Source organism: Acinetobacter sp. I-MWF (assembly GCF_025433935.1).
GTDB lineage: Bacteria > Pseudomonadota > Gammaproteobacteria > Pseudomonadales > Moraxellaceae > Acinetobacter > Acinetobacter guillouiae.
In genome coordinates, this window is sequence record NZ_JAMBAR010000001.1 from 3414671 (window position 1) to 3439991 (window position 25321).

A 25321-nucleotide genomic window follows, 5' to 3' on the forward strand; every position below is an offset into this window, starting at 1 on the left:
CCATTTCTTATGATGCAACCAGTTATGCTGCAACCAGCGTTGCAAACCCTTGTTTTAAAATAGCGAGACCATCTTTGAATTGCGCTGTTGGAATTGTTAATGGGTATAAGAAACGAATGACATTACCATTGCGGCCACAAGTTAAAATCAGTAAGCCATTTTCCATTGCATGCGTCTGTATAGCTTTTGCTTGTTCAGCTGTTTCTAGTTCAATTGCAACCATTGAACCCAAAGCGCGAATATCGGTAACAATGCTGGTGGTGGCCTTAATTGTATTTAATACTGAAACCAACTCTGCACCCAATACATTGGCGCGATCACATAGATTTTCACTTTCAATAACATCAATAACTGCATGTGCTGCAGCAACCGCAATTGGACTGCCCGCATAAGTACCGCCTAACCCGCCAGGATTCGGTGCATCCATCACATCAGCACGACCAACTACACCTGAGATAGGGAAACCACCACCTAAGCTTTTTGCCATAGTGATGAGGTCAGCTTTAGTTTCATAGTAATTCATAGCAAATAATTTGCCTGTGCGTGCAAAACCAGACTGAACCTCATCTGCGATCAGCAAAATACCATGCAAGTCACATAGTGCACGTAAACGCGTTAAGAATTCCGCTGGGGCCACATTGAAGCCACCTTCCCCTTGCACAGGTTCAAGTACAATTGCAGCCACATCATGTGCAGCAATATCTTCAGCAAAAATATCTTCAATGCTTTGAATTGCGTCATCAATCGTAATGCCTTTCGACGCCACTGGATAACGCGCATGGAAAACGCCTCCAGGCATCACACCGAAATCACGTTTATAAGGTGCTGTTTTACCTGTCATTGCCATGGTCATAAATGAGCGACCATGGAATCCATTTCCAAAAGTTACAATACCGTGGCGACGTGTATATGAACGGGCAATTTTTACTGCATTTTCTACAGCTTCTGCGCCCGTAGAAAAGAATGAAGTTTTTGCAGGACCATCTATCGGGGCGCGTTGATTAATACGCTCGGCAAGAGATACATAGCTTTCGTAAGGTACAACTTGATATGCTGTATGGGTAAATTTTGTTAATTGTTCAGTAACAGCAGCAATAATTTTAGGATGACGATGACCTGTGTTGAGTACCGCAATTCCACCAGCAAAATCGATAAATTGATTGCCTTCAAGATCCCAAATTGTCGCATTTTCTGCTTTCTCCGCATACCATTGACACATGACACCAACTCCTCGAGGTGTTGCCTGCTGTTTACGCGTATTCAAAGCAGAATGTTTACTGTCCATTTTATATCCTCAATCTTGATTCATACATGATAAAATTTCAGCATCCATATCACCCAATTGATGATATGCAAATGACATGTTGATTTGTCTTATTGTGCGCTTTTATGGATATGAAACGAGAGCCACTTTAATTAAGTGCGAGAGAGCCAATGTATACAGTTGCTCTATTTTTTTAAAATTTAAAATTCAATAAATACTGATAAATCTTAGCCTTAAAATTAGCTGATAAAAAAATGGCACCTTTTAAAAGGGTGCCATTGCTTGAGTTATCCGAAAAAACTAAAAACTATAAATAAACAGTAAATTAAGGAGTTTGCTCTGCCCTGATGCATCGCCCTTTGCTAGAGAATTGGCATCACCACCAATAAATACATCATTTTTCCCCACGATATATTCTGCTGCTAACGAAAATTGCTTCATGCTCATATATGCACCGAGGATTTGTCGGGTTGATGTGGCAAAACCTGACTTATTTTTATCAAACACGGTATAGCTATAATAAGGGGTAATATCATAATCTCTATAAAAATCATTGATATGATAATCAATATTCGCTACATAGTAGTTGCTTTTGTTGGCAACAAAATATTTAGATTCAAATGAACCAACCGTTGTATAATCTGTAGCGTTTAATGACTTGGTATCACTACGATTCTGCCCAGCGGTCAAGGTTAAATTCGCCTTTTGGTAATTTAAGCGACCAAAAACATTCCATGCATGACGATGACCCGTTTGCCCATTACTATTATTTTCCAAATCCGAATACCAATACGATCCCCCTACATTGAATTGAACAGGATAATCATCGAAGTGAATTTTCTGATTAATCCGTGCAACCCACATATTTTTTTCTTCGATATTCTCTGTCGTTGTATCTTCAGGCTCAACATAATTGGCAGCATAACGCGCTGAATCTCCACCGCCCCCTGCAAAACTTCCGCCATCACGAGCAAAATAAGCCAAGTCCAAAACAGTATTGGTGCTGAGTTGCTGCTGCCAATTGATCCCTAAATTATGCACATCTTCTAAACCGGCATTGTCCAATAAACTCCCATACCAACTATTGGTCCAGAAACGACCTATACCAAAAGGCATATCCTGCAGTCCAAGCCTAATCCTGCTCGTATCACTTAACTTATAACCAAAATTGGCATTGACCAAAGTTGAGAAATCACACAAGGTATCATTTTGATAGCAGCGATATTCCACGCCACCAAACAAGGTCTTGGCATCATATTTTAAGTCGAGTTTCGCAGCATTAAACTTTAATTTATGGTCACTGTCCGAATAATCTTTATCTTGGTAATTCGCACGTACCCACCCTGACACCGTTAGTTTCCCCAATGCCGTATCAGCATTTCCCCAAGAAAGATCCTCAGCATAAATAGCCGTAGATACCGTCATTACGCTGAGCAGCGTAACAAGCAAAATCAATTTTACTGGAATATCAGGCCTTAGACTCCACTTGTGGCAGTTCAGCATAGCTTCCCTTTCGCTAAGTTCATCTTCGCTAAGTGCATCAAAATATGCAGATGACTGAAGATCATTATTCCAAGCAATTGCCCCTTGTTGCGTATGTGTAAGATCGTTCACTATCCTGTTCATTATATGATCCTTTTTCTGTATGTAGACGCATTTCCTCGCGACTGCAAAAACTAAAACTGATGTAGTGTTGTTGATATTTACGATTCCATATATTTCAGCAGCGCGATCTAATCTAAAAATAAGCTTGTTTTTTTTGCTTGGGCTTTTAGTCAGATCTGTGTATATTTTTTTCTGCCATTTACTGGTTCGTGTTTTTAGCCAGAGATGAAGTAAAATTTTACAATCATGGTCTGACTAGATCATTTTGCACGTGTTGACATTGTGCCCACGAGAGCCATTTTCAATTTGTAGGAGAGAGCCAATTGCGTAGCTTGCTTGGAGATTATTTACTACAACGATTGCAGCAAGATATCGATGGAACCTTGCAGTTACGGCTATTTCGCTGCTTACGCAATGCCATAATTGATGGTGTGTTAGCACCTAAAACTCGTTTACCAGCATCGCGTGACTTGGCAAAAGAAATTAAAGTTTCTCGCAATACCGTGTTAAGCGCGTATGAACAATTACAAGCACAAGGTTATGTAAATGCCCGTACTGGGCAAGGGACTTGGGTCGCAGACGAATTACCTGAATCTTTTTTAGTCAAAGCAGAAAATCCCCATCAACCCATTCAAGAAAAAAAATCTCAGCAAAGTTACAGCTTATCTCAACGTGGTTCTTACTTAATCGGCTATTCTGCTGCATCACCCTACCAGTGGGGAGCATTTGTACCAGGCGAACCTGATGTAACGGAATTTCCGCATCATATTTTTAGCCGAATTCAGACCCGTTTAAGCCGTGAACCAGAAATTAATCAATTAATTTATAGCAATGCTGGTGGCAGTTTGGAGCTACGTCAGGAACTCGCAGAATACCTCAAAATTGCACGTTCAGTTCAATGCGATGCAGACCAAATCATCATTACTGAAGGTACCCACCAAGCTATTGATTTAGTTTCGCGAACCTTGACTGATATCGGTGATGAAGTTTGGATCGAAGACCCGGCTTATTGGGGAGCCCGCAATATTCTACGCATTAATGGGGTTAATTTACGTTCACTGCCAGTTGACCAAGATGGGATTATTCCAGACCTTCATCCTCAATGCCCACCTAAGCTGATCTTTGTTACGCCTTCTCACCAGTATCCATTGGGTTCACATCTAAGTCTTGAACGCAGAAAACAATTGATCGCGCTTGCACGTCAACATCAATGCTGGATTGTCGAAGATGATTATGACAGTGAGTTCAGATTTTCAGGACAACCCTACCCCTCTTTACAAGGCTTAGAACCAGATTCACCCGTCATCTACATGGGAACATTCAGTAAAACCATTTATCCAGCGCTACGTATTGGTTATTTGGTCGTGCCCAAAAAATTGTTTTCACCATTACGCATTGTCTCAGCAGAACTCTATCGAGGTGGACATCTAATCGATCAAAAAGTATTGGCTGAGTTTATTCGTGAGGGGCATTATGGCGCACATATTCGACGTATGCGTTTACTTTATAGCAAACGCCATGCATTTTTAATTGATTTAATTTACCGTCATTTGGGACAAGATTTCCTACACGAATACAATACAGCAGCAGGTTTACACCTAATTTTAAAATTACCAAGTCACAGTGATGATGTTTTGATTGCCTCGAACGCGCTTGATCAAGGGGTAAAAGTCAGAGCACTGTCACAATACTATACAAAACAATATTCTACTCAACAGAAAGGTCTATTGCTCGGTTTCGCCTGTGTTAATGAACAAGCCATTTTTGTCGCTTTCGGTATTTTACTGAAATGCTTACGTGACGCTGGTATTCCAACATTCAATCATTAAAAAATCAGAGATCCTTTAAAATTTAATTTTGAAGTTTAACTTCATTTTTACCCGCTTTAAACCCTCAACACAACCATAAAATATTGCTCATTTTATTGAGCAACTTCATTTTTCTGTACATTTTTTTTCCTTGCCCTTTTCACATTTTTAAAATAATTGGCTCCTTTGAATAGATAAAAAGTGGCTCTCGTCACCTGATAACAAAAAAGCCAAATTAATCGAATACATAAAAAGTATGTAAACAGTTTAGTCGCCAAAGGGTAATCCTTCCCCCTGTTTACAAAATATACGATTGAGCAAAGTTAACCTCATCTTCATTCAGTGCTTAATCATTTAGCTGCATTTCAAAGGATAGATCATTAAAAAATAGCATAGCGCTCAACTGCAATTATATGCTTGATATTAAGGGAAATAATATGACTGCAAATCAATCTGCTTCCAAGCTAGATTCGTCACAAGGCTTAAAAAATGGACTTAAATCCCGCCATCTCACTATGATTTCGATTGCTGGTGTTATTGGCGGTGCATTATTTGTTGGCTCGGGAAATGTAATCTACGATGCAGGACCAGCTGCAATCCTTGCCTACACTTTCGGCGGATTATTGGTTCTACTGATCATGCGTATGCTGGGTGAAATGGCTGTACTGAATCCTGACAGTGGTTCATTTTCAACTTATGCAGACCGTGCCATTGGTCGTTGGGCTGGATTTTCGATTGGCTGGCTGTATTGGTCCTTTTGGACTTTACTGATGGGATGGGAAGCCTTTGTTGCAGGCAAAATTCTCAATAACTGGTTTCCATTTATTCCCATTTGGGGCTATATGCTCCTTGTTATTGTAAGTTTAGTTTGGATTAATTTACGCGATGTAAAAAACTATGGCGAATTTGAGTTTTGGTTTGCCCTAATCAAAGTCATTGCCATTATTCTATTCTTGGTGATCGGAAGTTTAGCCATCTTGCATATATGGCCTTGGGGTGATGCCGCTATGGTCGGTGGTGTTACATATTTAACAGCTGAAGGGTTTATGCCGAATGGCTTTTCTTCAGTCATTACTGCCTTGCTCGGTGTAATGTTTGCCTACATGGGCGCAGAAATTGTGACTGTTGCAGCCGCTGAAACCAAAAATCCAGCCAAAGAAATCCGCAAAGCATCCAATTCAATCGTATGGCGGATCATTTTATTTTATGTCGGCTCAATGTTGATTACTGTTTGCTTAATTCCACATAACAACCCTTTATTAAAAGATCCAACTTGGGGGACATACAGTGTAACCCTAACAGCACTGGGTATTCCTGAAGCACGTCATATTGTCAATTTTGTGGTGTTAACATCAGTATGTAGTTGCTTTAACTCGGCGCTTTACACCTGCTCTCGCATGGTATATTCACTTTCTAAACGAGGAGATGCACCGAAGAGCTTTGCATTGACCAATCGTAATAACAGCCCATGGATTGGCGTCATTTTTTCGAGTCTGTTTTCATTCGTTGCCGTTTATTTTACCGCGACTGAAAGTATGAATATTTATGATGTACTCATGCTGACAACAGGTACAGTATCCCTCTATGTATATCTCGCAATTGCGTTTTCACAATTAAAGTTACGTAAAAAACTCGAAGCCGAAGGTGAACATATTCCATTTAAAATGTGGTTATTTCCTTGGCTGACCTATCTGGTGATTGTCTTTATTATTGGTGCATTAATTACAATGGTTATTGAAGGAACTTATTTTAAAGAAGTTGCATATACCAGTGTACTGGCCTTACTTATCGTAGGTCTTGGGATTTGTGCACAAAAGTTTAATTGGGGTGCTCATCAAGCATCAGAGAATAAGGCTTCACAAAGCAACGTTAAGCTCAGTGACAATAACTCTTAATACAACAGCAGAAATCAGCTTAAATCGATCTGTGAACAACATTCATATTTGTTCACAGATCATTTTCATTGTTTGCTTGCTGACTCAATATTGGCATTGAATAAAGGCGCATTCGATCTACTAAGGATGCACAATAATCTTGACCGCAGATTCGTTGTTATGAATCAAGGTTTCAAAGCCTTGTGAAACCAAATCATCTAAAGCAATTCTTTGGGTAATAAAAGGTTCTAAATTAATTTTACCTTGCTCAACCAAGCGAATGGTTTCTTGATGGTCATTGACATAGGCAATCGTGCCGCGAATATCCAGCTCTTTCATCACCACACTATGCACATTAATCCTTGCAGGATGACTCCAGATTGAAACGATCACCACCACTCCCGTCGGTTTCATGGCTGCCACCAGTGTATCCATGACCTTATTGACACTACTGCATTCAAAAGCCACATCCACTCCACGGTCTTGGGTGATTTTCATTACTTCAGCCACAACATCCACTTGAGACGGATCTAGCACATAGTCGGCAACACCTGCTTCTAAGGCTTTTTCTTTACGTTTTGCACTGAGCTCGGTAATGATGACAGTTAAGCCTTTGGCCTTTAAAATTGCAGACAATAACAATCCAATCGGGCCCGCCCCACCAACCAAGGCAATATCACCTGACTGTGCTCCACTTCTTACAAATGCATGATGTCCGACAGATAAAGGTTCAATCAATGCGGCTTGATCCAAGGGAATTTGGTCAGAAATGGGATGTACCCAACGGCGTTGTACCGCAATTTTTTCAGATAGCCCACCACCGCGACCACCTAGACCAATAAAATTCATATTTTTTGACAAGTGATAATTGTCATGTGGTCCAGTCGGAACATCATCTGCAATGATATAAGGCTCAACCACAACATGTTGCCCCACCTGAATATCATCCACGCCATCCCCGACAGCGTACACCACACCTGAAAACTCATGCCCCATGGTCACAGGTGCAGCTTCACCTGAAATCGGGTGCGGATGACCACACGGAGGAATAAAAATTGGACCATCGATAAATTCATGTAAATCTGTGCCACAAATACCACACCATGCGACTTGGATTCCAACGGTTCCTGGTTGTACCTGTGGTTCTGGAACATCCTCAATACGGATATCCCCTTTATCATAAAAACGAGCTGCTTTCATTGATGCATTCCTCATTCAAGTATTAACGATAAACCATTCCGCCATCGGTCAAAATTGACTGCCCAGTAATATAGCCAGCATCCTCACTGGCTAGAAAAGCAACCAATGCGGCAACATCATTAGGGGTTTCGGCACGTCCTAAAGCAATTCCATCCACATATTTCTGATAAGTTTCCCCAACGGGTGCACCAGTGATATCAGCAAAACGTTGATCTATCTCTACCCACATATCTGTACCGACTACACCGGGACAGTAACTATTTACCGTGATACCAGCACTGGCATATTCTTTTGCTGCGGTTTGAGTTAAGGCACGAACGGCAAATTTAGTGGCTGAATAGACACCAAGCAAGGCAAAACCTTCATGCCCAGCAATCGAACATGCATTGATGATTTTGCCAGCATGTTGGCGCTGTTTAAATTTATCGGCAGCGGCCTGAATCCCCCACAGCACACCGCCTACATTGATATTCATAATCCGATTAAATTCATCTGGACTCACCTCCGCCAAGGCTTGAACTTGGGCAATCCCTGCATTATTAATAATGATATCAAAGCCATTTAATGTCGATTCTGCATGATCAATCGCACTGCTGATTTGTACAGGATCAGCAACATCTGCAATAAATGTGGTGGCTTTTACCCCAAATGCTTGAATCTCTTGCTGAACAGCAATTAACTTTTCTTGGTGAAGATCAACCAAGGCAATATGCACGCCCTCTTGTGCCAAGCGTAAAGCAATACCGCGTCCTATGCCCTGTGCGGCGCCAGTAATTAATGCGACTTTATTGTTTAGACCTCTAGGCATGTTGCGACTCCTTAAATATGGATTGCACGTTGCATTGCCGATAAAACCGACTCATGCATCGCCTCAGATAACGTAGGATGTGGGAAAATCACCTGTGCTAGGCTTTCATCAGTGGCTTCTAAATATTTAGCGATGGCAAAGCCCTGAATATGTTCAGTGACCTCATGCCCCACCATGTGTGCTCCCAACAATTCCCCTGTTTCTTGATTAAAAATGGTTTTTACAAATCCTGTGGTCTCGCCCAAAGCCAAAGCTTTACCATTGGCTTGTAAAGGGAACTTACCCACATTGATTGTAAAACCTGCTGCTTTGGCTTTTTGCTCGCTTAGCCCAATACTTGCCACCTGCGGATGGGTAAAAATACACCCTGGAATTTGGCTACGATCTAAAGCATGTACATGTGCCAGCCCTGCAATTTTCTCCACGCATAAAATTGCTTCATGACTGGCTTTATGTGCCAAGCATGGTGCACCTGCGACATCACCAATGGCATACACTCCAACCACATTGGTCTTACACCATGGATCAACTTTGATAAAACTATGCTCAAACTCAATACCCAATCTTTCTAAACCCAGATTTTGAGTATTGGGTTGCACACCGATTGCGGAAAGGACTTTTTCAACAGTGATGATTTGTACACCTGTTGCGGTTTCAACATGACAATGCACCTGGTCCTTGACGATTTCGATGTTTTGTACAGCCGCTTCAGTTAAAACCGTCATGCCATGCTGTTCAAATTGCTTTTGCACATATTTGGCAACTTCAAGGTCTTCACTGGGTAGGATCTGTTTGGCAATATCAACCAAGGTGACTTGGCAGCCTAAGTCCTGATATAAACTGGCAAACTCACTGCCAATGGCCCCTGAACCAATCACCAGAAGTGATTTCGGCAATTGTTCTGGGACTAAAGCCTCTTTATAACTCCAGACATGCTGTCCATCGACAGGAACATGCGCTAAATTGGCGGCTCTGGCACCCGTTGCCACGATAATATGCGGTGCAGAAATCTGTTGTTTTTGACCCTTTGTATCAGTCAGTTCTAAGCGTTCTTTCTCGATAAATTGAGCGCTTGCATTAAAAACAGTAACTTGATTCTTTTTTAGTAATTGCCCAATCCCTTGTACCAACTGTTCTGACACCTGACGGCTATGACGTACCAGTTGTTGGATATCAAAATCAATCGCACCCAAAGAAAAACCAAACTGTTGTGAATGTTTAAATTGCTGTGCAAGTGCCGCGCCACTCAATAAAGCTTTGGTTGGAATACAGCCCCAATTTAGGCAAATGCCACCCAAATGCTGTTCTTCAACAATGGCTGTTTTTAAGCCCAGTTGGGCTGCACGAATCGCAGCCACATAGCCCCCTGGACCAGCGCCTATCACAATAAGATCAAATTGTGTGTCTGACATGCTCATGCTCCTACACCAAAATCAATGCAGGATTTTCAACAAACTGCTTAAATGCTGCCAAGAACTGTGCGCCTAACGCACCATCAATCACCCGATGATCACACGACAAAGTCGCGGTCACCATCTGTCGAATCACGATGCTCTCATTTTCAACAATTGCCCGTTTTTCTGCTGCACCTAAAGCTAAAATCGCACCTTGAGGTGGGTTAATAATCGCGTCAAACTGTTGAACACCGAGCATACCTAAATTCGAAATACTGAAACTGCCGCCCTGAAATTCATCAGGGGCCAATTTGCCGGTTTTGGCACGTGTTGCAAGATCACGCATATCATTGGAAATTTGTGCCAAAGACTTGGTATTGGCAGCTTTAATGATTGGAGTGATAAGGCCATTCTCAATCGCTACGGCAACAGAGATATCTGCCTGATCAAACTGCAAAATCTGCTGATTCTCTTCATCAAACTGAACATTGACCTGTGGCACTTTGATCAATGCAGCTGCTGCCGCTTTAATCAGCATGTCATTGATTGACAATTTCACTTGCGGCACAGTGGCATTAATCTGCTGACGTAACCCCTGAATAGCATCCACATTTAAATTTACGGTTAAACGGAAGTGTGGTGCATTGCGTTTTGCTGTCTGTAAGCGTGAAGCAATGGCTTTACGCATACCATTCATCGCAACGGTGGTCACCTTGGCAGTTTCAGTCAACGTTACATCAGCGCTATTTGAGGCAGGTGCAGGGTTTTCACGCTGATAAACTGCTTCAACATCTTCCTTACAAATACGTCCTCTGGAGCCTGAGGCACGGCAGTCATGTAAATTTATGCCCCATTGTTTGGCTAAACGACGTGCAACTGGTGTTGCCAACACTTGGCTATCATCTGCTTTAGATTTCGCCACTTTACCACTCGGTTGCTGTCGAATATCGGGCCATGATCCACCCGCAGCTTGAACTGCGGTTTGAATGTCTTGCACACTGATACGACCTCCACGCCCTGAGCCTGAAACCAGCGCCAAATTCACTTGATGCTTTTCAGCCAATTTCAAGGCATGCGGTGTTGCAAAAACATCCTCAACAGGTTGGTAACCTTGTAATGCCGCAGGAATTACATAGCCATTTTGGGCAACAGCTTTTGATACCTGCTCAGTACGATTCTGTTTAGGCACAGCTTGCGTCTTGGTTTCAGGCTGAGTCGCTGTCAGCTTTTCACCAACCTCTTCAACAGCTTTGCTTTCATTGACAATAGGTGCACCAGCCAAAGATTGAGCAAAGGCATCAATTTCAGCATCAGAAACTTGCGCATCTGCACAAATTGCAATGATCCCGCCAACCACTAAAGTATCGCCATTATTGGCAATGATTTTACGCAAGGTACTATCAAACGGTGCTTCAAGGACATTGACGATTTTTGTGGTTTCAATTTCACAAATTTCTTGTCCTTTACTAAACTGCTCGCCTGCTTGAATCAACCATTGGGCAATGGTGCCCTCTTCCATCGACAAACCCCATTTTGGGATTTCTAAAGTTTTAATTTCGCTCATCCTAAGCCTCCAACGTTTTACGTACAGCCTGTTCGATACGTTCTACACTTGGTAGCCATTGTTTTTCTAATACGGGTGAAAATGGCACAGGTGAATGCGGTGGTGTCACCAGTTCAATGGGTGCTTTGAGATAATGAAAGCCTTTTTGTGCAATCAATGCAGCCACATCATGCCCAAAACCACAACGGGCAGCAGACTCATCAACAATCACCACACGCCCTGTTGACGCGACAGATTCTAAAATGCCTTCTTCATCCAATGGAGAAATCGTTCGTGGATCGACAACTTCGACAGAAATTCCCTCCTTGGCAAGCTTATCCGCGACTTCATTGGCACGATGCACCATTAAACTTAAGGCAATAATCGTGACATCGGTTCCTTCACGGGTGTAATTTGCTACACCAAAAGGGATGGTATATGGTTCATCTGGAACTTCACCTTTGATGTCATAAAGCAATTTATGTTCACAAAAAACCACGGGATCATCATCACGGATGGCTTGGATCAATAAGCCTTTTACATCATACGCACTAGATGGCACCACGACTTTTAAACCGGGTACAGCAGCAAAAACGTTATACGGGGATTGTGAATGTTGTGCGGCAGCAGAAAAGCCTGCGCCGATCATGCCTCGAACCACCAAAGGCGCTTTGGCTTTTCCACCAAACATATAACGAAATTTGGCCGCTTGGTTATACAACATGTCATGACATACGCCATAGAAGTCCATAAACATCAGGTCAGCCACAGGTCGTAAACCTGTTGCAGCAGCCCCTGCTGCCATTCCAATAATTGCAGATTCAGTAATCGGGGTATCGATCACACGCTCAGAGCCAAACTCTGTCCATAGCCCTTTGGTGACACCAAGTACGCCCCCAAAGCCTTCGAGTTTATTGTCATCCGTATTTTTACCGCCATGCCCGCCACGGACATCTTCACCGACAACAATCACGCTTGGGTCACGGCGCATTTCTGATTCAATCGCTTCTTTAATCGCGTTTCGATAACTTTTATTTGGCATTGCTTTACTATTCCTTTAGTAAGAGACATAAACGTCGGTAAGAAGTTGAGAAAGTTCTGGATAATTGGCAGCACGTGCTTTTGCGACAGCAGCATCGACATTGGCTTTTGATTCAACATCAATTGCATCCAGTGTGGTTTCAGCAATCTTACCTTTGACTTTTTCACGGAAAATTTTCAACGGATCTTTATGCTCTTTGACATAATCGAGCTCTTCTTTTGAACGAATCAGTCCTGGGTCACCTTCAAAGTGTCCATAAAAACGATTGGTAATGGTTTCAATCACACTTGGGCCTTCGCCACGACGTGCACGTTCAATAGCTTTTTGGGCGACCTCATACACAGCAAAGAAATCTGTCCCATCTACTTTTTCAGCAGGCATACCAAAAGCCGCAGCACGACCTGCAATGTCCTTGCTTCCGACTGCATAATCATGCGCAGTACCTTCACCAAAACCATTATTTTCAAAAACAAAAATCACTGGGAGTTTTAAAACCACAGCCATATTCATAGCTTCAAAGGTCAAACCTTGGTTAGAACCACCATCCCCAGTAAATGACAGACCAATTCCACCCGTCTTTAAGGTTTTTGCGGTTAACGCAGCTCCAATTGCCAAAGGCGGCCCGCCACCGACAATACCGTTGGCTCCCAACATACCTTTGTCTAAATCAGCAATGTGCATTGAACCGCCTTTGCCGCGGCACAAACCATCATCTTTACCAAAAATTTCCAACATCATGCCGTGAATATCACATCCTTTGGCAATGCAGTGACCGTGACCACGATGGGTTGAGGTAATAAAATCTTTGTCGGTCAAATTTTCACAAATTCCAACGGCTACCGCTTCTTCACCACTGTAAAGATGGATAAATCCGGGAATATCACCTGTATTATTTTCATCGTGAAGTCGATCCTCAAACTCACGAATATCTCGCATCCGTCTGTATGCTGCTAGCAATTGCTCTTCCGTTAATTGCATATACTTATTCCTTCATGCTCACAGTTAAAAGTAAAAACCATATATTTAAAAATAAACACTGGTATTTAAAACCCGTATATTTATATAAAATTATTTAATTCAAAATTAATATTAGACTAAAAAAATATTTCTTTAAAAAAACACAATAAAAATATTAAAAACAGCACTTTATAAAGCAAAAAATATTTGTAAATTTTTATAATTTTCAAAAACTTAAAAAATCAAACCTTTAGCCAACCTTTATTTTATAATATTAATATTTTGCACTCTTTTATTATATTGATAAATATTTTAAATATATTTGACATCATAGATAAAAATGTCATTTTATATTAAATTATTTTATTTAATGGACTATTTAAAATGGATTTAAAAGTTTCAGTCACCACGGGACAAAAACTACGTGGTGCAGATAAATTGGCACGTATTCCAGTAAAAATTATCAGTACAGAACAGATCCCACAAAAGCCTGAATGGATTCGCGCCAAGATCAGCCAGCCTGAAGAAGTGCAACGTATTAAAAATTTATTACGTCAGCAAAAACTACATACCGTATGTGAAGAAGCCGCGTGCCCCAATTTGCCACAATGCTTTGGTGGTGGAACAGCGACCTTTATGATTATGGGAGATATTTGTACCCGTCGATGCCCATTTTGTGATGTGGCCCATGGACGTCCAAATATTTTAGATGCTGATGAACCGAAACATTTAGCAGAAACCGTTAAAAATCTAAATTTAAACTATGTGGTGATTACCTCAGTAGACCGTGATGATCTTATTGACGGTGGAGCACAACACTTTGCTGCATGTATTCGAGAAATCCGTAAAAGTAGCCCAGATACGCTAATTGAGATTTTAGTCCCTGATTTTCGGGGCAGATTAGAAGTTGCCCTCAACATTCTGAGCGAAACCCCGCCAGATGTATTTAATCATAATATTGAAACGGTCCCTCGTTTGTACCGTGCAATGCGTCCAGGTTCAGATTATCAACATTCCTTGGAACTGTTAAAACGGTTTAAGCATTTACGTCCAGACATCGCAACGAAATGTGGCTTGATGGTGGGATTGGGTGAAGTCGAAGCAGAAGTTATTGTGTTGCTGAATGACCTCAGTGACTATCAGGTGGACTATGTCACCATTGGTCAATACTTACAGCCGTCTAAATCTCATGCCCCAATACATCGTTTTGTTTCATTGAAAGAGTTTGAACATTATCAAGCACATGGTGAGTTATTAGGGTTTAAAAATATATGGAGTGCGCCAATGGTTCGTTCCAGCTATTTTGCTGATCGTCAATACAAGGGCGAGCCTGTACCCAAGCCGTTTACACGTGAAAACATTGTCACAGAAATTTAGGATGATTCAGTGTTAAAGTGAATATGGACGCCTAAACATTAAACAATGAGTACTAAAAAATGAGTACTAAAAAGATCACACTGTCTTTTTATTGGTAACTTTATTTAACATTTGTGAGCAGAAAACTCATTTCAAAGCGAAACATTAGCTTCTAAAGTGAAATAAATGAGGGTCTGTTAACAATTCGTCTATGTTTGCGACTAGGTGTGTTTTTTAGGCGATACTAGGCGAGAAATACGAAATTTAGTCATTCTAAATGAGTAGTTCGTAACGACGTAGCGGCAAAAAACACGCTAGTCCCGAAGGGTTGTGGCTAAAATTATCTCAGCCTTCGTTATGAAACTTGAAAATAGTCTCGCTATTCTCTTCGTTTCCTGCCTTGCCTGCTCAATTTTAACCTACAACGCAAGCCATTTATGAAATGTCAACAGACCCTAATAAAGATGATTATTTTCGGAACACTATTTGTTTGAATATAGCTTAAAATCTGGTGTGATCATCAACTAAAATCACCAGACACAACGACAAAGAATACAAGGTATTAATGGCATAACCATTCATCATAAAGGAATATGATATGAAGCTATTGAATCAATTACAGCCACAAGCGCTTCGTTTACAGACCACACATTTTGTCAATATCGAATCCGTCACTGCTGCGCCACTTCTCGCTTTACCTACCGAACTAGAACCGTCACTGTTTCGTCGTTCTCTTCAACATAATTATGCGGATTTACTAAAAATTGCAGATGATTCTGAAATGGCAATTGGAATCACAGATCATCATGGCACATTACTTTGGACATGGAGCAGCCGTGCTATGCTCTCCTCTGCTGAGCAAGTGCATTTTGTCGAAGGTGGACATTGGTCAACACAGGCTGTCGGTACAAATGCGATTGGTTTGGCTTTAAATAATCATCTCTCTAGCTGTGTTTATTCACATGAAAATCAGATGAACAGTGTACAGGATTGGGTTTGTTATGCCGCGCCGATTGTTGACCCTGTATCTGGACAATTTCATGGTGTGATTAATTTATCGACCAAGTACAAGAAGCATACTTCACTGGGTGTATTGGCTGTAGAGCGCTGCGCAGAGTTGGTTCAACGTGCGATTCAATTTGAACAAAAAAACATGCTTTACCTCAAAGTTTTTGGTACACCTAAAGTTCAATTTAACCAACAGCTTTTAACTTTGACCCATCGACAAATTGAAATTCTATGCATTCTTGTGTTACACCCAGAGGGTATTAACCTAGATGAACTGCACTATGCGTTATACGGTGATCGGGACATTAGTGAAAAAACCTTAAAAGCAGAAATGTCACAATTACGCACCTTGCTCCCTAACTGTATTTTATCGCGCCCTTATAAGTTAGTTTGTGAGATTCAAACCGACTTTACCAGAGCTGAGCAATCCCTCAATGCAGGTTTTCTCGCCAGTACATTTTCACTCTACAAAGGAAGTTTTTTGGCCAAATCAGAAAGCCCTTTCTTGACCACATGGCGTGATTGTTTCGATGCGCGTTTAAGTCATCTGATTTATCAAATTCAGGATATTGACCCACTTTTAAAAATTATTAGTCGTCTTCCTGAACGTAATGATGCAATACAACGGGTATTGGAATTATTGCCTGAACAAAGTCAGCATCGCGCGTATTTTTTAAAATTACTTTAGGCTCAATGAACTTAGATATTTTATTGCACAACTTGTAGTACAGTGCCGTTTTGCTCCGATGTTTAAGGCTATAAAGTTGAGTAAAGTAGAATACATCTCCTCAAGCGAGCTATGTTTTTGCTTGAAGTTGTTTTGCTAAAAATCGCTTTGTATAAAAAATGATAAATGAATCGATTTAAGATTAATTTTTAAGGCCAACGACAGAAAATGCACGGCAAATATAGTCAACCTGTCAAAAAAAATCAGACACAATAATATAATTTCTCTTAATTAATATTTTTAATTAAATCAAACATATGATGAAATAATATTGTTTAATTATATAAAAGCTTACACTGTCACATCTTACATTCAAAGTTTAAATCCCTTTGCGTAGGCGATGCCTCACTTTTCAGAGATGAAAAGTGACAAAAATCTTCTATTGGGCGAGGGGTACGTCCTGTACCCCCGCCCAACGGCGACATCCATGTCGCCTCACGGTAGGATCACCAGCTATGATTCAAAAGTATAAAAATGAATTGATAACCAACAATTTTTAAAAGTTAATACAAAAACATAAGCTTCATTTATGCTCAATGACTTGATGTAAATCACTTGTATGAAATAATTAGGTGATTTAACTATATAGAAAATTATAAGATTAAAATTAATATATTTTTCACTCAATTAAAATAAACCTTGAGCCTGATCAACACTACAACGCTTCACAATCTTACCTCTCTCGGCAAAAAATCAATCTCTAAAATTAAAATACAAATAATTTAAACATAAATACTCTTTAAATGATAATGATTATATTTTACATTTAACACCATGCAGATCTTCTCGATCCGCTCAGCACTGAAAGAAAGGCAATTGTGGTTTATTGCTCAATAAATATAGGTAGACTTAATAATGAATAGCCAACAACAAACGACATCAAATCAAAAAACAACTTTAGATCAAAAAATAGTGCCAGACAAAAAAACAGTATCAGACCCAAAAGCGATACTGAAACAAGATGATCATATGCGGAATCTGGAAGTCATTGAGATGACGATAACAGCGATTTCTCATCCTTTTCCGTCAATTGTACGTATTCAGGGGGAAATCAATACAACACAACCAGACTTATGGACAACACCCAACCTTGCCATTCGTTTAGAAGTACTTCAACAAGCAAACGGCTTACCCATATCACGTGTATATACCGTGCGTTGCTTTGATCCAAGTACCCGCCAAATTGAAATTGACTTTGTTCTACATGCTGACCCAAGTCCAGCAATGCTTTGGCTAGATTCAGCAAAAATTGGCACTAAAATTCAACTTACGGGTCCAAGACCGCACTTTCTCCCCAATTTTACCCCAGCCAAACGCATGGTGATGTTTGCTGACGAAACCGCCATTCCTGCCGTTTATTCAATTTTACAGCATTGGCAAACGGGGATTCAGGGAGAGATTTATATTGAAAGTTGTGAAGCCAATATTATTGATGATTTGCCAAAACATCATGGAGTAAATATTCATTTACTCCATCGGGAAAAACCACAGCAAGCGGGTAAATTGGGCATGCTACTTAAAGTTGCCGAGCAGTTTAAAGATCGTGAAGATATAAGCGTTTGGGCAGCCTGTGAACGTAATGAAGCAAGAGCGATACGTAAGCTGTTTACCCAACACAGTCATTTGAGTAAAGATGATATTCGTGTAGCGGGCTATTGGAATGTCGGCATGTCCAGCTCAACATTAGATCTGAGCCGAGTCGCATATTATCAAAAACATCTAGAACAAGGTAAAACGTTAGAAACATTTGATGATCTAGATATGCCTGTTTAACTGAAACCATTGCCCGATTTAAATCACCCCATCTCACTTTTCTTAAGACGGTTATTTAGGGGAGTATTTGAAATGGAAATCTCAATTCTTGATATCGATGTTTTGGCTTTATTATGGCCTAACTCAATGATGATTGAACACAATTGACAGCAGCCGACTCGGATCTCGCGATCCGAGTCTTTTTTATTATTCATTGCTCAGGCTGTGTTGCATAGCTATACATCATGGTCTGCTTAAAGATCCAAAGCGAATCCACTACAACATTTTTTCATGATGACTAATTATAACTACCGCGAAAACATGGTGATGTAATTGCTGAAAATAAGATTACCAAGGTTGTTTTTCTCTAGCCAAGTGCAAAACTTAAAACCAATCTACCCACCTTAACAGATGAGCCAATGTTATCTCAAAATGACAGGGATAAATTAGTGTGATCCTTTTTTAAATCTCAAACGACATTATAAGCGTACTCCTCACATCTTATAAGGCCGCTTTCGATGTCATCAACAAGAATGCAAATGACAGACAAAAAATACCTGTCAAAAATGATTCAAATGATCATGTTAGGTCTCACTTCTGTAGCTGCTACTACCCTTTTACATGCTGCTGAAGAGACGACTCAAAATAATGCAGAACCTCTCGCATTGCCAACACTCAAGTTTACAGCAAACCAATTGGGTGAAATTACAGAAAACAGTGGTGTCTATACTCCGGGTTCAATTGCCACAGCAACGCGTTTGGTTTTAAAACCCAAAGAAACCCCACAAACGATTAGTGTGATTACTCGCCAAGAAATGGATGATTTTAATCTCAACTCTATCGATGATGTTATGCGGCATACCCCGGGTGTTAGTGTGGTAACCTATGACAGTGAACGGACAGAATATTATTCCCGTGGTTTTGCAATACAAAACTTCCAGTATGATGGGATCCCGATGCATCGTGATTCGGCCTACTCAGCAGGAAATACCCTGAGTGATATGGGGATTTATGATCGTATCGAAGTTTTAAAAGGAGCAACGGGGCTTTTAACTGGGGTGGGTGATCCTGGTGCAACCATTAATCTCATTCGTAAAAAACCAACCAAAGATTTCCAAGGAAATGTTTCTCTTGGTCTAGGCTCATGGAATAACTACCGCGGCCAAATTGATTTAAGTGGTCCACTTAACGAAACGGGCAGTATTCGTGCGCGTGGAGTTGCTGCGTATCAAGACAAAGAATCTCAATTAGATCGCTATGAACGCAAAACCCCTGTGTTCTACGGCATATTAGAAGCAGATTTAAGCGACAATACCCTACTGACTGTAGGCGCAGATTATCAAGACAATAAACCTAAGGGATCAACATGGGGCGGTATCCCGATTTATAATTCGGCGGGCCAATTCAATAAAATGCCGCGTGGCTTTAACAATGGTGCAAATTGGAGTAATTGGGAGCAATATACCCGAACCATTTTCTCAACCTTAGAGCATAAGTTTGATAATGATTGGGTCGCAAAAATCCAGTTAAATCATCAAATCAATGGCTATGATGCACAATTAGGCGCAGCGGCTGGTGGTCATCCAAATCCATCGACTGGCACTGGTGTTTCAATGTGGGCTGGAAACTATAAAGGCGAAACCAAAAGTGATGCTGCAGACATCTATGCAACAGGTCCATTTCAACTTTTTGGCCGTGAACACGAGCTGGTTGTCGGTGCAAGCATTTCTGAAAGCACTTGGAAAAATAATGGTTATGGTACACCAACTGATTATAAAACCAGTGTAGATCAATATTATCAATGGAACGGGAATGTTGCAGAGCCTGATTGGCAAAAAGGTAATCATTGGTCAAACAATGAAACCACCAAGCAGAATGGATTTTATCTCACCTCACGTTTGAATTTACATGATGATTTAAAAGTCATTTTGGGTGGACGTATTGCAAACTATAAGTCAGAAGAGACGAAAGAGTCAGGTATCTTTATACCTTATGTTGGCGCAGTTTATGATTTAAATGACCAATACTCAGTTTATGCAAGCTACAGCACCATATTTAAACCTCAATCTGCACAAGATCCAAACGGTAAAACACTTGATCCGCTTGAGGGAGAAAACTACGAAGCTGGAATCAAAGGTGAATTTTTTGATGGTCGCTTAAATGCAAGTTTGGCATATTATCAACTCAAACAAGACAATTTTGCCAAAGAGATTCCAAACGTCCTTACACCATCTGGTGGTGTCGCATCTGAAGCGCTACAAGGTGTCAAAACCAAAGGGGCTGAACTCGAAGTTACTGGTGAAATTCGCCCGGGTTGGAATTTACATGCTGGCTTTAATCATAAAATCTCTAAACAAGATGGGATAAAACAGAGCACTTTGACCCCTGAAAATGAATTTAGCCTTTATACCAGTTATAAGCTCAATCAATGGGTGGAGGGTTTAACTATTGGTGGTGGTGCACGTTGGCAAGATAAGACTTGGGGCGATGTCACCAATCCACTGTATAAAGATCCTGTTAAACATGTGGTGTCTGATTATTGGCTATTTGATGCAATGGCAAACTATGAAGTCAATGATCAACTATCTGTTTCTTTTAATGTAAACAATCTTTTAGATGAAAAATATTATACGATTTTTAGCTGGTATAGCACGTATACATGGGGCGAAGGCCGTAACTATAATTTAGGACTTAAATATAAGTTTTAATCAGGTTTAACTGACTTCCTCTAGGCAATAAGCAAACTCCATACTGCCTAGAGGAATTTCTTCTATTTAACAGGCGCAATCAACTTTTGCTATTGCGCCAAAATCACTGATCTCATTTCATCCTGCGCTAGCATCGACATACTTTTTATTCAATCATTATGCCGATCTACAGATTTTATTATTTATTTTGATCATGTTTTAAGCATTGAACTTTTAAACTCAAACCCTATCTTTATCAATGCCTTTTCACTGTCGAGTACAGGAAAAGGCATATCTAAATCAAGTGCAAAGGAAAATCATAAAACTATAGTATTTCTGACTTTTATTTGACGGGTTCAGAAGAATCAGTCGTTTTATTGACAGTTTGTGGAGGTTGCGGGCTGGCTAAGTCCTGATTAATTGCTTTGGTTAAACCAAACATATACAGCAAAATAATCACTGAGAATGGTAAACCACATAGCACCACGGCACTTTGCATCGAATGGAAACTACCTGCTAACAGTAAACCAATACTGACAATGGTAATTACTACAGACCAGAAAATTCGCAACCAAATCGGTGAATCACTTTCATTGCTTCCGCCTTTTGTAGACAGATTTGCAATCATCAGCGTACCCGAACCCACTGGGGTCAAGAACAGTACAAAACAAATCACCACAACAATCCCAGCCACATAAGGATTAAAAGGTAAATATTCGAGCAATTTAAACAAAGACAAAGCTGGATCGGTAAGAACCATATCGCCCAAAACTTTTTGTTTTTGATTCAAAATTAAATCAATTGCAGTATTTCCGAAAATGGAAATCCAAGCCAAAGTAAAGCCTAAAGGGATCAGACACACACCCAAGACCACTTCACGAATGGTGCGCCCTTTTGAAATACGCGCAATAAACATCCCAACGAAAGGTGCCCAAGCAATCCACCAAGCCCAATAAAACACCGTCCAAGAACCGAGCCAACCTTTCGCTTGTGGATTGTATAAATACACATCAAAACTTTTCGCGACAAAATGGTTGAGATAGTCACCCACGTTCTGTACCAAACCATTCAGTAAATGATTAGTTGGTCCTGTTAAGAACACAAATAACAATAACGCATAGAGTAAACGTAAGTTAATCCGTGAAAGCCAAGCCAGTCCTTTTTCAATCCCCACCACCGTGGTGATGGTCGCAACAGACATCATCACTAATACCACTGCAATTAGGGTAACATTGTTGTCTGGAATGGCTGGGACTAAATAACTAATGCCCGAAACCAACACCAGTGCACCAATGCCTAGATTGGTGACCAAAGAAATCACCGTGGCTAAAATCCCAAAGCCATCCACAAAATCGCCGATCAAACCATAGATCCGATCGCCAAAAATTGGATAAAGCGCAGAACGTAAAGCCAGAGGTAAATCTAAGCGAAAGGCAAAATAGCCCAAGGTGACACCCAATAAGGCATAGAGTACCCAACCATGTATGCCCCAATGTAAAAAGCTATACATCATGGCATCTCTGGCAGCTTGGATTGTGCCGCCCTCGCCTTCAGGTGGCCTTAAGAAATGATCGACAGGTTCAGCAACACCGTAATACAGTAAGGCAATACCGATACCTGCTGAAAACAGCATAGACACCCAAGCCAAGTAACCAAACTCAGGTTTATCGCCATCTTTTCCAAGTGGAAGTTGTCCAGCACGTGAAAAAGCCAACCATCCGACAAAACCCAGACATGCCACAATCACCAGCATGTAATACCAACCAAAGAGTTGATTGGCCTGCTCTTGCACATAGGTTAGCCAAAACTGACTTCTTTCTGGAAATAAAACAAACAATAGGCCAAAAATACCGATACTGATTGCAGAACTTCCAAACACAAATAAATTTAATCGAATCCGTTCGGATGAATATCCTTTATGGCTATTTGACACCATGCTATTGCTCCTTGCAATCGGTGTATTTTCTTAAAAAATAATAGGATATGTACTATTTTTACTGAACATCCTGATGGATCAGAATGTTGATGTATACACTTACACTTCTTATTACTCATCAAAAAATTATTGATTTTTGCAGATTATACTTTTTATTGATTGAACGTTCAATCAATAAAAAGTATTATAAAAAAATGCTAAGATGTTCTACATTGAGTAATGTTAAATAAAAAGTGCCTTTTCAGCACTTTAAGTGGATATACATGACAAAACGTAGAGTCAAACCAGAGCATGTGCGACGTGAAGAAATTATTAACGCCGCATTTGATGTGATTTATGAAGTGGGCTTATCCAATATGACCATTGCACAAATCGCAAAGAAAGCCGAGCTATCCACAGGTATTGTGAGTCACTATTTTGGTGATAAACAGGGATTAATAAATACCTGCATGCAAGAAATGCTGAATGTTTTACGTCGCAAAACCGACCAAAATAAAACTGAAGCAGACGAGCATCCAGAAAGCCAACTTAAAGCGATTATTGATTCTAACTTTGATATTAGTCAGGTCAATAAACAAGCCATGCGCATCTGGTTAGACTTTTGGTCTGCAAGCATGCACCTACCCGAACTTGGGCGCTTGCAACAAATTAATGATCAACGCCTGTATTCAAACTTGAAGTTTCACTTTCTCAAGTTATTGGACAAAGAACAGGCAAGCATTGCCGCTCGTGGTTTAGCGGCATTGATTGACGGATTATGGTTACGTGGCAGTTTAAGCAGTCATGATGAATTTGACAGCCAGCTGGCACGTTCCATTGCTTACGATTATGTAAAAACGCAATTGCAATTTGCGAAAAAACCTTTGCAGGAGAGACAGAATGAGTGATTCACAAGTTCATCAATTGTACATCCATGGTCGCTATGTAGCAGCGACCAGTGGTAAGACCTTTACCAGTATTAACCCTGCCAACGGTGAAGTGATCGCAACCCTTCAACAAGCATCACAACAAGACATAGAAGCGGCTGTTCAAAGCGCTCAACAAGGTCAAAAAATTTGGGCCGCAATGACAGCGATGGAGCGTTCTCGTATTTTACGTCGCGCTGTCGACATCTTACGTGAGCGTAATGATGAACTCGCTCGCTTAGAAACCCTCGATACAGGTAAAGCCTATAGCGAAACATCGACCGTTGATATTGTCACAGGTGCCGATGTACTCGAATATTACGCAGGTCTCGCGACTGCAATTCAGGGAGAGCAAGTTCCGCTTCGTGAATCAAGCTTTTTCTATACCCGTCGTGAACCACTTGGTGTTGTCGCGGGAATCGGTGCTTGGAACTATCCAATTCAAATCGCATTATGGAAATCTGCCCCTGCGCTAGCTGCTGGGAATGCCATGATCTTTAAACCAAGTGAAACCACACCACTAAGCGTATTTAAACTTGCTGAAATCTATACTGAAGCTGGACTACCAGATGGCGTATTTAACGTAGTACAAGGTGCAGGCCGTGAGATTGGACAATGGTTAACTGAACATCCAATTATTGAAAAAATTTCTTTCACTGGTGGTGTTGAAACAGGCAAGAAAGTTATGGCAAGTGCCGCAGGTTCTACACTCAAAGAAGTGACCATGGAACTCGGCGGTAAATCCCCTTTAATTATTTGTGATGATGCTGACCTCAATCGTGCAGCAGACATTGCGGTGATGGCAAACTTCTTTAGTTCAGGTCAAGTCTGTACCAATGGTACACGTGTCTTTGTTCCAAAAGCCCTGTTGGCAGATTTTGAAGCCGCTATTGTAGAACGGGTAAAACGAATCCGTATCGGCGATCCAATGGCGGAGCAAACCAACTTTGGTCCACTCACCAGCTTCCCGCATATGGAAAAAGTCTTGTCTTTCATTGAGTCAGGCAAACAACAAGGTGCCAAACTACTGATTGGCGGTGGCCGTGCGACAGAAGCTGAATTGGCGCAAGGTGCTTATGTGTTACCGACAGTTTTCAGTGACTGCCAAGATGATATGCGCATTGTTGAAGAAGAAATCTTTGGCCCTGTCATGAGCATTCTCAGTTATGAAACTGAAGAAGAAGTCATTCGTCGTGCCAATGACACCACTTTTGGTTTAGCAGCAGGTGTTGTGACACAGGACATCACCAAAGCACATCGCATTATTCATCAAATCGAAGCTGGTATTTGCTGGATCAACACATGGGGCGAATCCCCTGCTGAAATGCCAGTGGGTGGCTATAAGCAATCAGGTGTCGGCCGTGAAAATGGTTTAACCACACTTGGGCATTACACCCGTATCAAATCAGTTCAAGTTGAGTTAGGTGAGTATCAAAGCATTTTTTAATGCACTCA

The 25321-nt window shown here is 40.9% G+C and carries 17 protein-coding genes; 8 read left to right on the forward strand and 9 right to left on the reverse strand.

The window, feature by feature from the left end:
• Positions 1-22 precede the first annotated feature (22 nt).
• Positions 23-1285, reverse strand: coding sequence for a 4-aminobutyrate--2-oxoglutarate transaminase (gene gabT, locus M2R48_RS15705; RefSeq protein WP_239045123.1), 1263 nt, complete (start codon positions 1283-1285; stop codon positions 23-25).
• Between the two features lie 279 nt (positions 1286-1564).
• Positions 1565-2890 (reverse strand): hypothetical protein, encoded by a 1326-nt coding sequence (locus tag M2R48_RS15710; RefSeq protein ID WP_262086676.1) that lies wholly within the window; start codon positions 2888-2890, stop codon positions 1565-1567.
• Between the two features lie 302 nt (positions 2891-3192).
• Here M2R48_RS15710 and M2R48_RS15715 point away from each other — a divergent pair, with 302 nt between their 5' ends.
• A complete protein-coding gene (locus M2R48_RS15715) occupies positions 3193-4698 on the forward strand; it encodes a PLP-dependent aminotransferase family protein (RefSeq protein ID WP_262086677.1) in 1506 nt (501 codons plus the stop codon).
• A 416-nt stretch (positions 4699-5114) separates the two neighbouring features.
• On the forward strand, positions 5115-6572 hold the full coding sequence (locus M2R48_RS15720; protein WP_262086678.1) for an amino acid permease: 1458 nt from the start codon (positions 5115-5117) through the stop codon (positions 6570-6572).
• A 120-nt stretch (positions 6573-6692) separates the two neighbouring features.
• Here the strand turns inward: M2R48_RS15720 and M2R48_RS15725 are convergent, their stop codons facing one another.
• The 6 genes from M2R48_RS15725 to M2R48_RS15750 are packed head-to-tail and all read right to left on the reverse strand — an operon-like array spanning position 6693 to position 13516.
• Positions 6693-7751, reverse strand: a complete 1059-nt coding sequence (locus tag M2R48_RS15725; RefSeq protein WP_262086679.1) for a 2,3-butanediol dehydrogenase — start codon at positions 7749-7751, stop codon at positions 6693-6695.
• Between the two features lie 22 nt (positions 7752-7773).
• A complete protein-coding gene (locus M2R48_RS15730; RefSeq protein ID WP_262086680.1) occupies positions 7774-8559 on the reverse strand; it encodes an acetoin reductase in 786 nt (261 codons plus the stop codon).
• 11 nt (positions 8560-8570) lie between these two features.
• Positions 8571-9971 (reverse strand): dihydrolipoyl dehydrogenase, encoded by a 1401-nt coding sequence (gene lpdA / locus M2R48_RS15735; RefSeq protein ID WP_262086681.1) that lies wholly within the window; start codon positions 9969-9971, stop codon positions 8571-8573.
• Positions 9972-9981: 10 nt separating this feature from the next.
• The gene (locus M2R48_RS15740; protein ID WP_262086682.1) at positions 9982-11517 is read right to left on the reverse strand and encodes a 2-oxo acid dehydrogenase subunit E2; all 1536 of its coding nucleotides are present in this window, start codon (positions 11515-11517) and stop codon (positions 9982-9984) included.
• A gap of 1 nt (position 11518) precedes the next feature.
• Positions 11519-12538, reverse strand: a complete 1020-nt coding sequence (locus M2R48_RS15745; protein WP_004717558.1) for an alpha-ketoacid dehydrogenase subunit beta — start codon at positions 12536-12538, stop codon at positions 11519-11521.
• 15 nt (positions 12539-12553) lie between these two features.
• Complete coding sequence (locus M2R48_RS15750) at positions 12554-13516, reverse strand: thiamine pyrophosphate-dependent dehydrogenase E1 component subunit alpha (protein WP_004823426.1); 963 nt, start codon at positions 13514-13516, stop codon at positions 12554-12556.
• Positions 13517-13879: 363 nt separating this feature from the next.
• Between M2R48_RS15750 and lipA the strand changes: the two genes are divergently transcribed.
• The 4 genes from lipA (at position 13880) to M2R48_RS15770 (ending at position 21046) form a co-directional block, all read left to right on the forward strand.
• Entirely contained in the window at positions 13880-14872 is a 993-nt protein-coding gene (gene lipA / locus M2R48_RS15755) for a lipoyl synthase (protein WP_056513092.1), read from the forward strand.
• 577 nt (positions 14873-15449) lie between these two features.
• Positions 15450-16547 (forward strand): helix-turn-helix domain-containing protein, encoded by a 1098-nt coding sequence (locus tag M2R48_RS15760; RefSeq protein ID WP_004717563.1) that lies wholly within the window; start codon positions 15450-15452, stop codon positions 16545-16547.
• An 894-nt stretch (positions 16548-17441) separates the two neighbouring features.
• Positions 17442-18359: a siderophore-interacting protein gene (locus M2R48_RS15765; RefSeq protein ID WP_315972846.1), complete on the forward strand. Its 918-nt coding sequence runs from the start codon at positions 17442-17444 to the stop codon at positions 18357-18359.
• A 518-nt stretch (positions 18360-18877) separates the two neighbouring features.
• Positions 18878-21046, forward strand: coding sequence for a TonB-dependent siderophore receptor (locus M2R48_RS15770; RefSeq protein WP_262086683.1), 2169 nt, complete (start codon positions 18878-18880; stop codon positions 21044-21046).
• A 322-nt stretch (positions 21047-21368) separates the two neighbouring features.
• Here M2R48_RS15770 and M2R48_RS15775 read toward each other — a convergent pair whose 3' ends face one another.
• Positions 21369-22961, reverse strand: coding sequence for a BCCT family transporter (locus M2R48_RS15775; protein WP_262086684.1), 1593 nt, complete (start codon positions 22959-22961; stop codon positions 21369-21371).
• A gap of 263 nt (positions 22962-23224) precedes the next feature.
• Here M2R48_RS15775 and betI point away from each other — a divergent pair, with 263 nt between their 5' ends.
• A complete protein-coding gene (gene betI / locus M2R48_RS15780) occupies positions 23225-23848 on the forward strand; it encodes a transcriptional regulator BetI (protein ID WP_004717575.1) in 624 nt (207 codons plus the stop codon).
• Positions 23841-25313, forward strand: a complete 1473-nt coding sequence (gene betB, locus M2R48_RS15785; protein ID WP_004717577.1) for a betaine-aldehyde dehydrogenase — start codon at positions 23841-23843, stop codon at positions 25311-25313. Before betI ends, betB begins: the two co-directional genes overlap by 8 nt.
• Positions 25314-25321: the final 8 nt, after the last annotated feature.

Bases quoted from the DNA above. Each gene is read 5' to 3' on its own strand.
- M2R48_RS15775 (WP_262086684.1), bottom strand. From the start codon at position 22,961: ATGGTGTCAAATAGCCATAAAGGATATTCATCCGAACGGATTCGATTA.
- M2R48_RS15760 (WP_004717563.1), top strand. From the start codon at position 15,450: ATGAAGCTATTGAATCAATTACAGCCACAAGCGCTTCGTTTACAGACC.
- M2R48_RS15770 (WP_262086683.1), top strand. From the start codon at position 18,878: ATGACAGACAAAAAATACCTGTCAAAAATGATTCAAATGATCATGTTA.
- betB (WP_004717577.1), top strand. From the start codon at position 23,841: ATGAGTGATTCACAAGTTCATCAATTGTACATCCATGGTCGCTATGTA.
- M2R48_RS15730 (WP_262086680.1), bottom strand. From the start codon at position 8,559: ATGCCTAGAGGTCTAAACAATAAAGTCGCATTAATTACTGGCGCCGCA.
- M2R48_RS15750 (WP_004823426.1), bottom strand. From the start codon at position 13,516: ATGCAATTAACGGAAGAGCAATTGCTAGCAGCATACAGACGGATGCGA.
- M2R48_RS15745 (WP_004717558.1), bottom strand. From the start codon at position 12,538: ATGCCAAATAAAAGTTATCGAAACGCGATTAAAGAAGCGATTGAATCA.
- lpdA (WP_262086681.1), bottom strand. From the start codon at position 9,971: ATGTCAGACACACAATTTGATCTTATTGTGATAGGCGCTGGTCCAGGG.
- M2R48_RS15765 (WP_315972846.1), top strand. From the start codon at position 17,442: ATGAATAGCCAACAACAAACGACATCAAATCAAAAAACAACTTTAGAT.
- M2R48_RS15740 (WP_262086682.1), bottom strand. From the start codon at position 11,517: ATGAGCGAAATTAAAACTTTAGAAATCCCAAAATGGGGTTTGTCGATG.
- M2R48_RS15720 (WP_262086678.1), top strand. From the start codon at position 5,115: ATGACTGCAAATCAATCTGCTTCCAAGCTAGATTCGTCACAAGGCTTA.
- M2R48_RS15710 (WP_262086676.1), bottom strand. From the start codon at position 2,890: ATGAACAGGATAGTGAACGATCTTACACATACGCAACAAGGGGCAATT.
- betI (WP_004717575.1), top strand. From the start codon at position 23,225: ATGACAAAACGTAGAGTCAAACCAGAGCATGTGCGACGTGAAGAAATT.
- M2R48_RS15725 (WP_262086679.1), bottom strand. From the start codon at position 7,751: ATGAAAGCAGCTCGTTTTTATGATAAAGGGGATATCCGTATTGAGGAT.
- gabT (WP_239045123.1), bottom strand. From the start codon at position 1,285: ATGGACAGTAAACATTCTGCTTTGAATACGCGTAAACAGCAGGCAACA.
- lipA (WP_056513092.1), top strand. From the start codon at position 13,880: ATGGATTTAAAAGTTTCAGTCACCACGGGACAAAAACTACGTGGTGCA.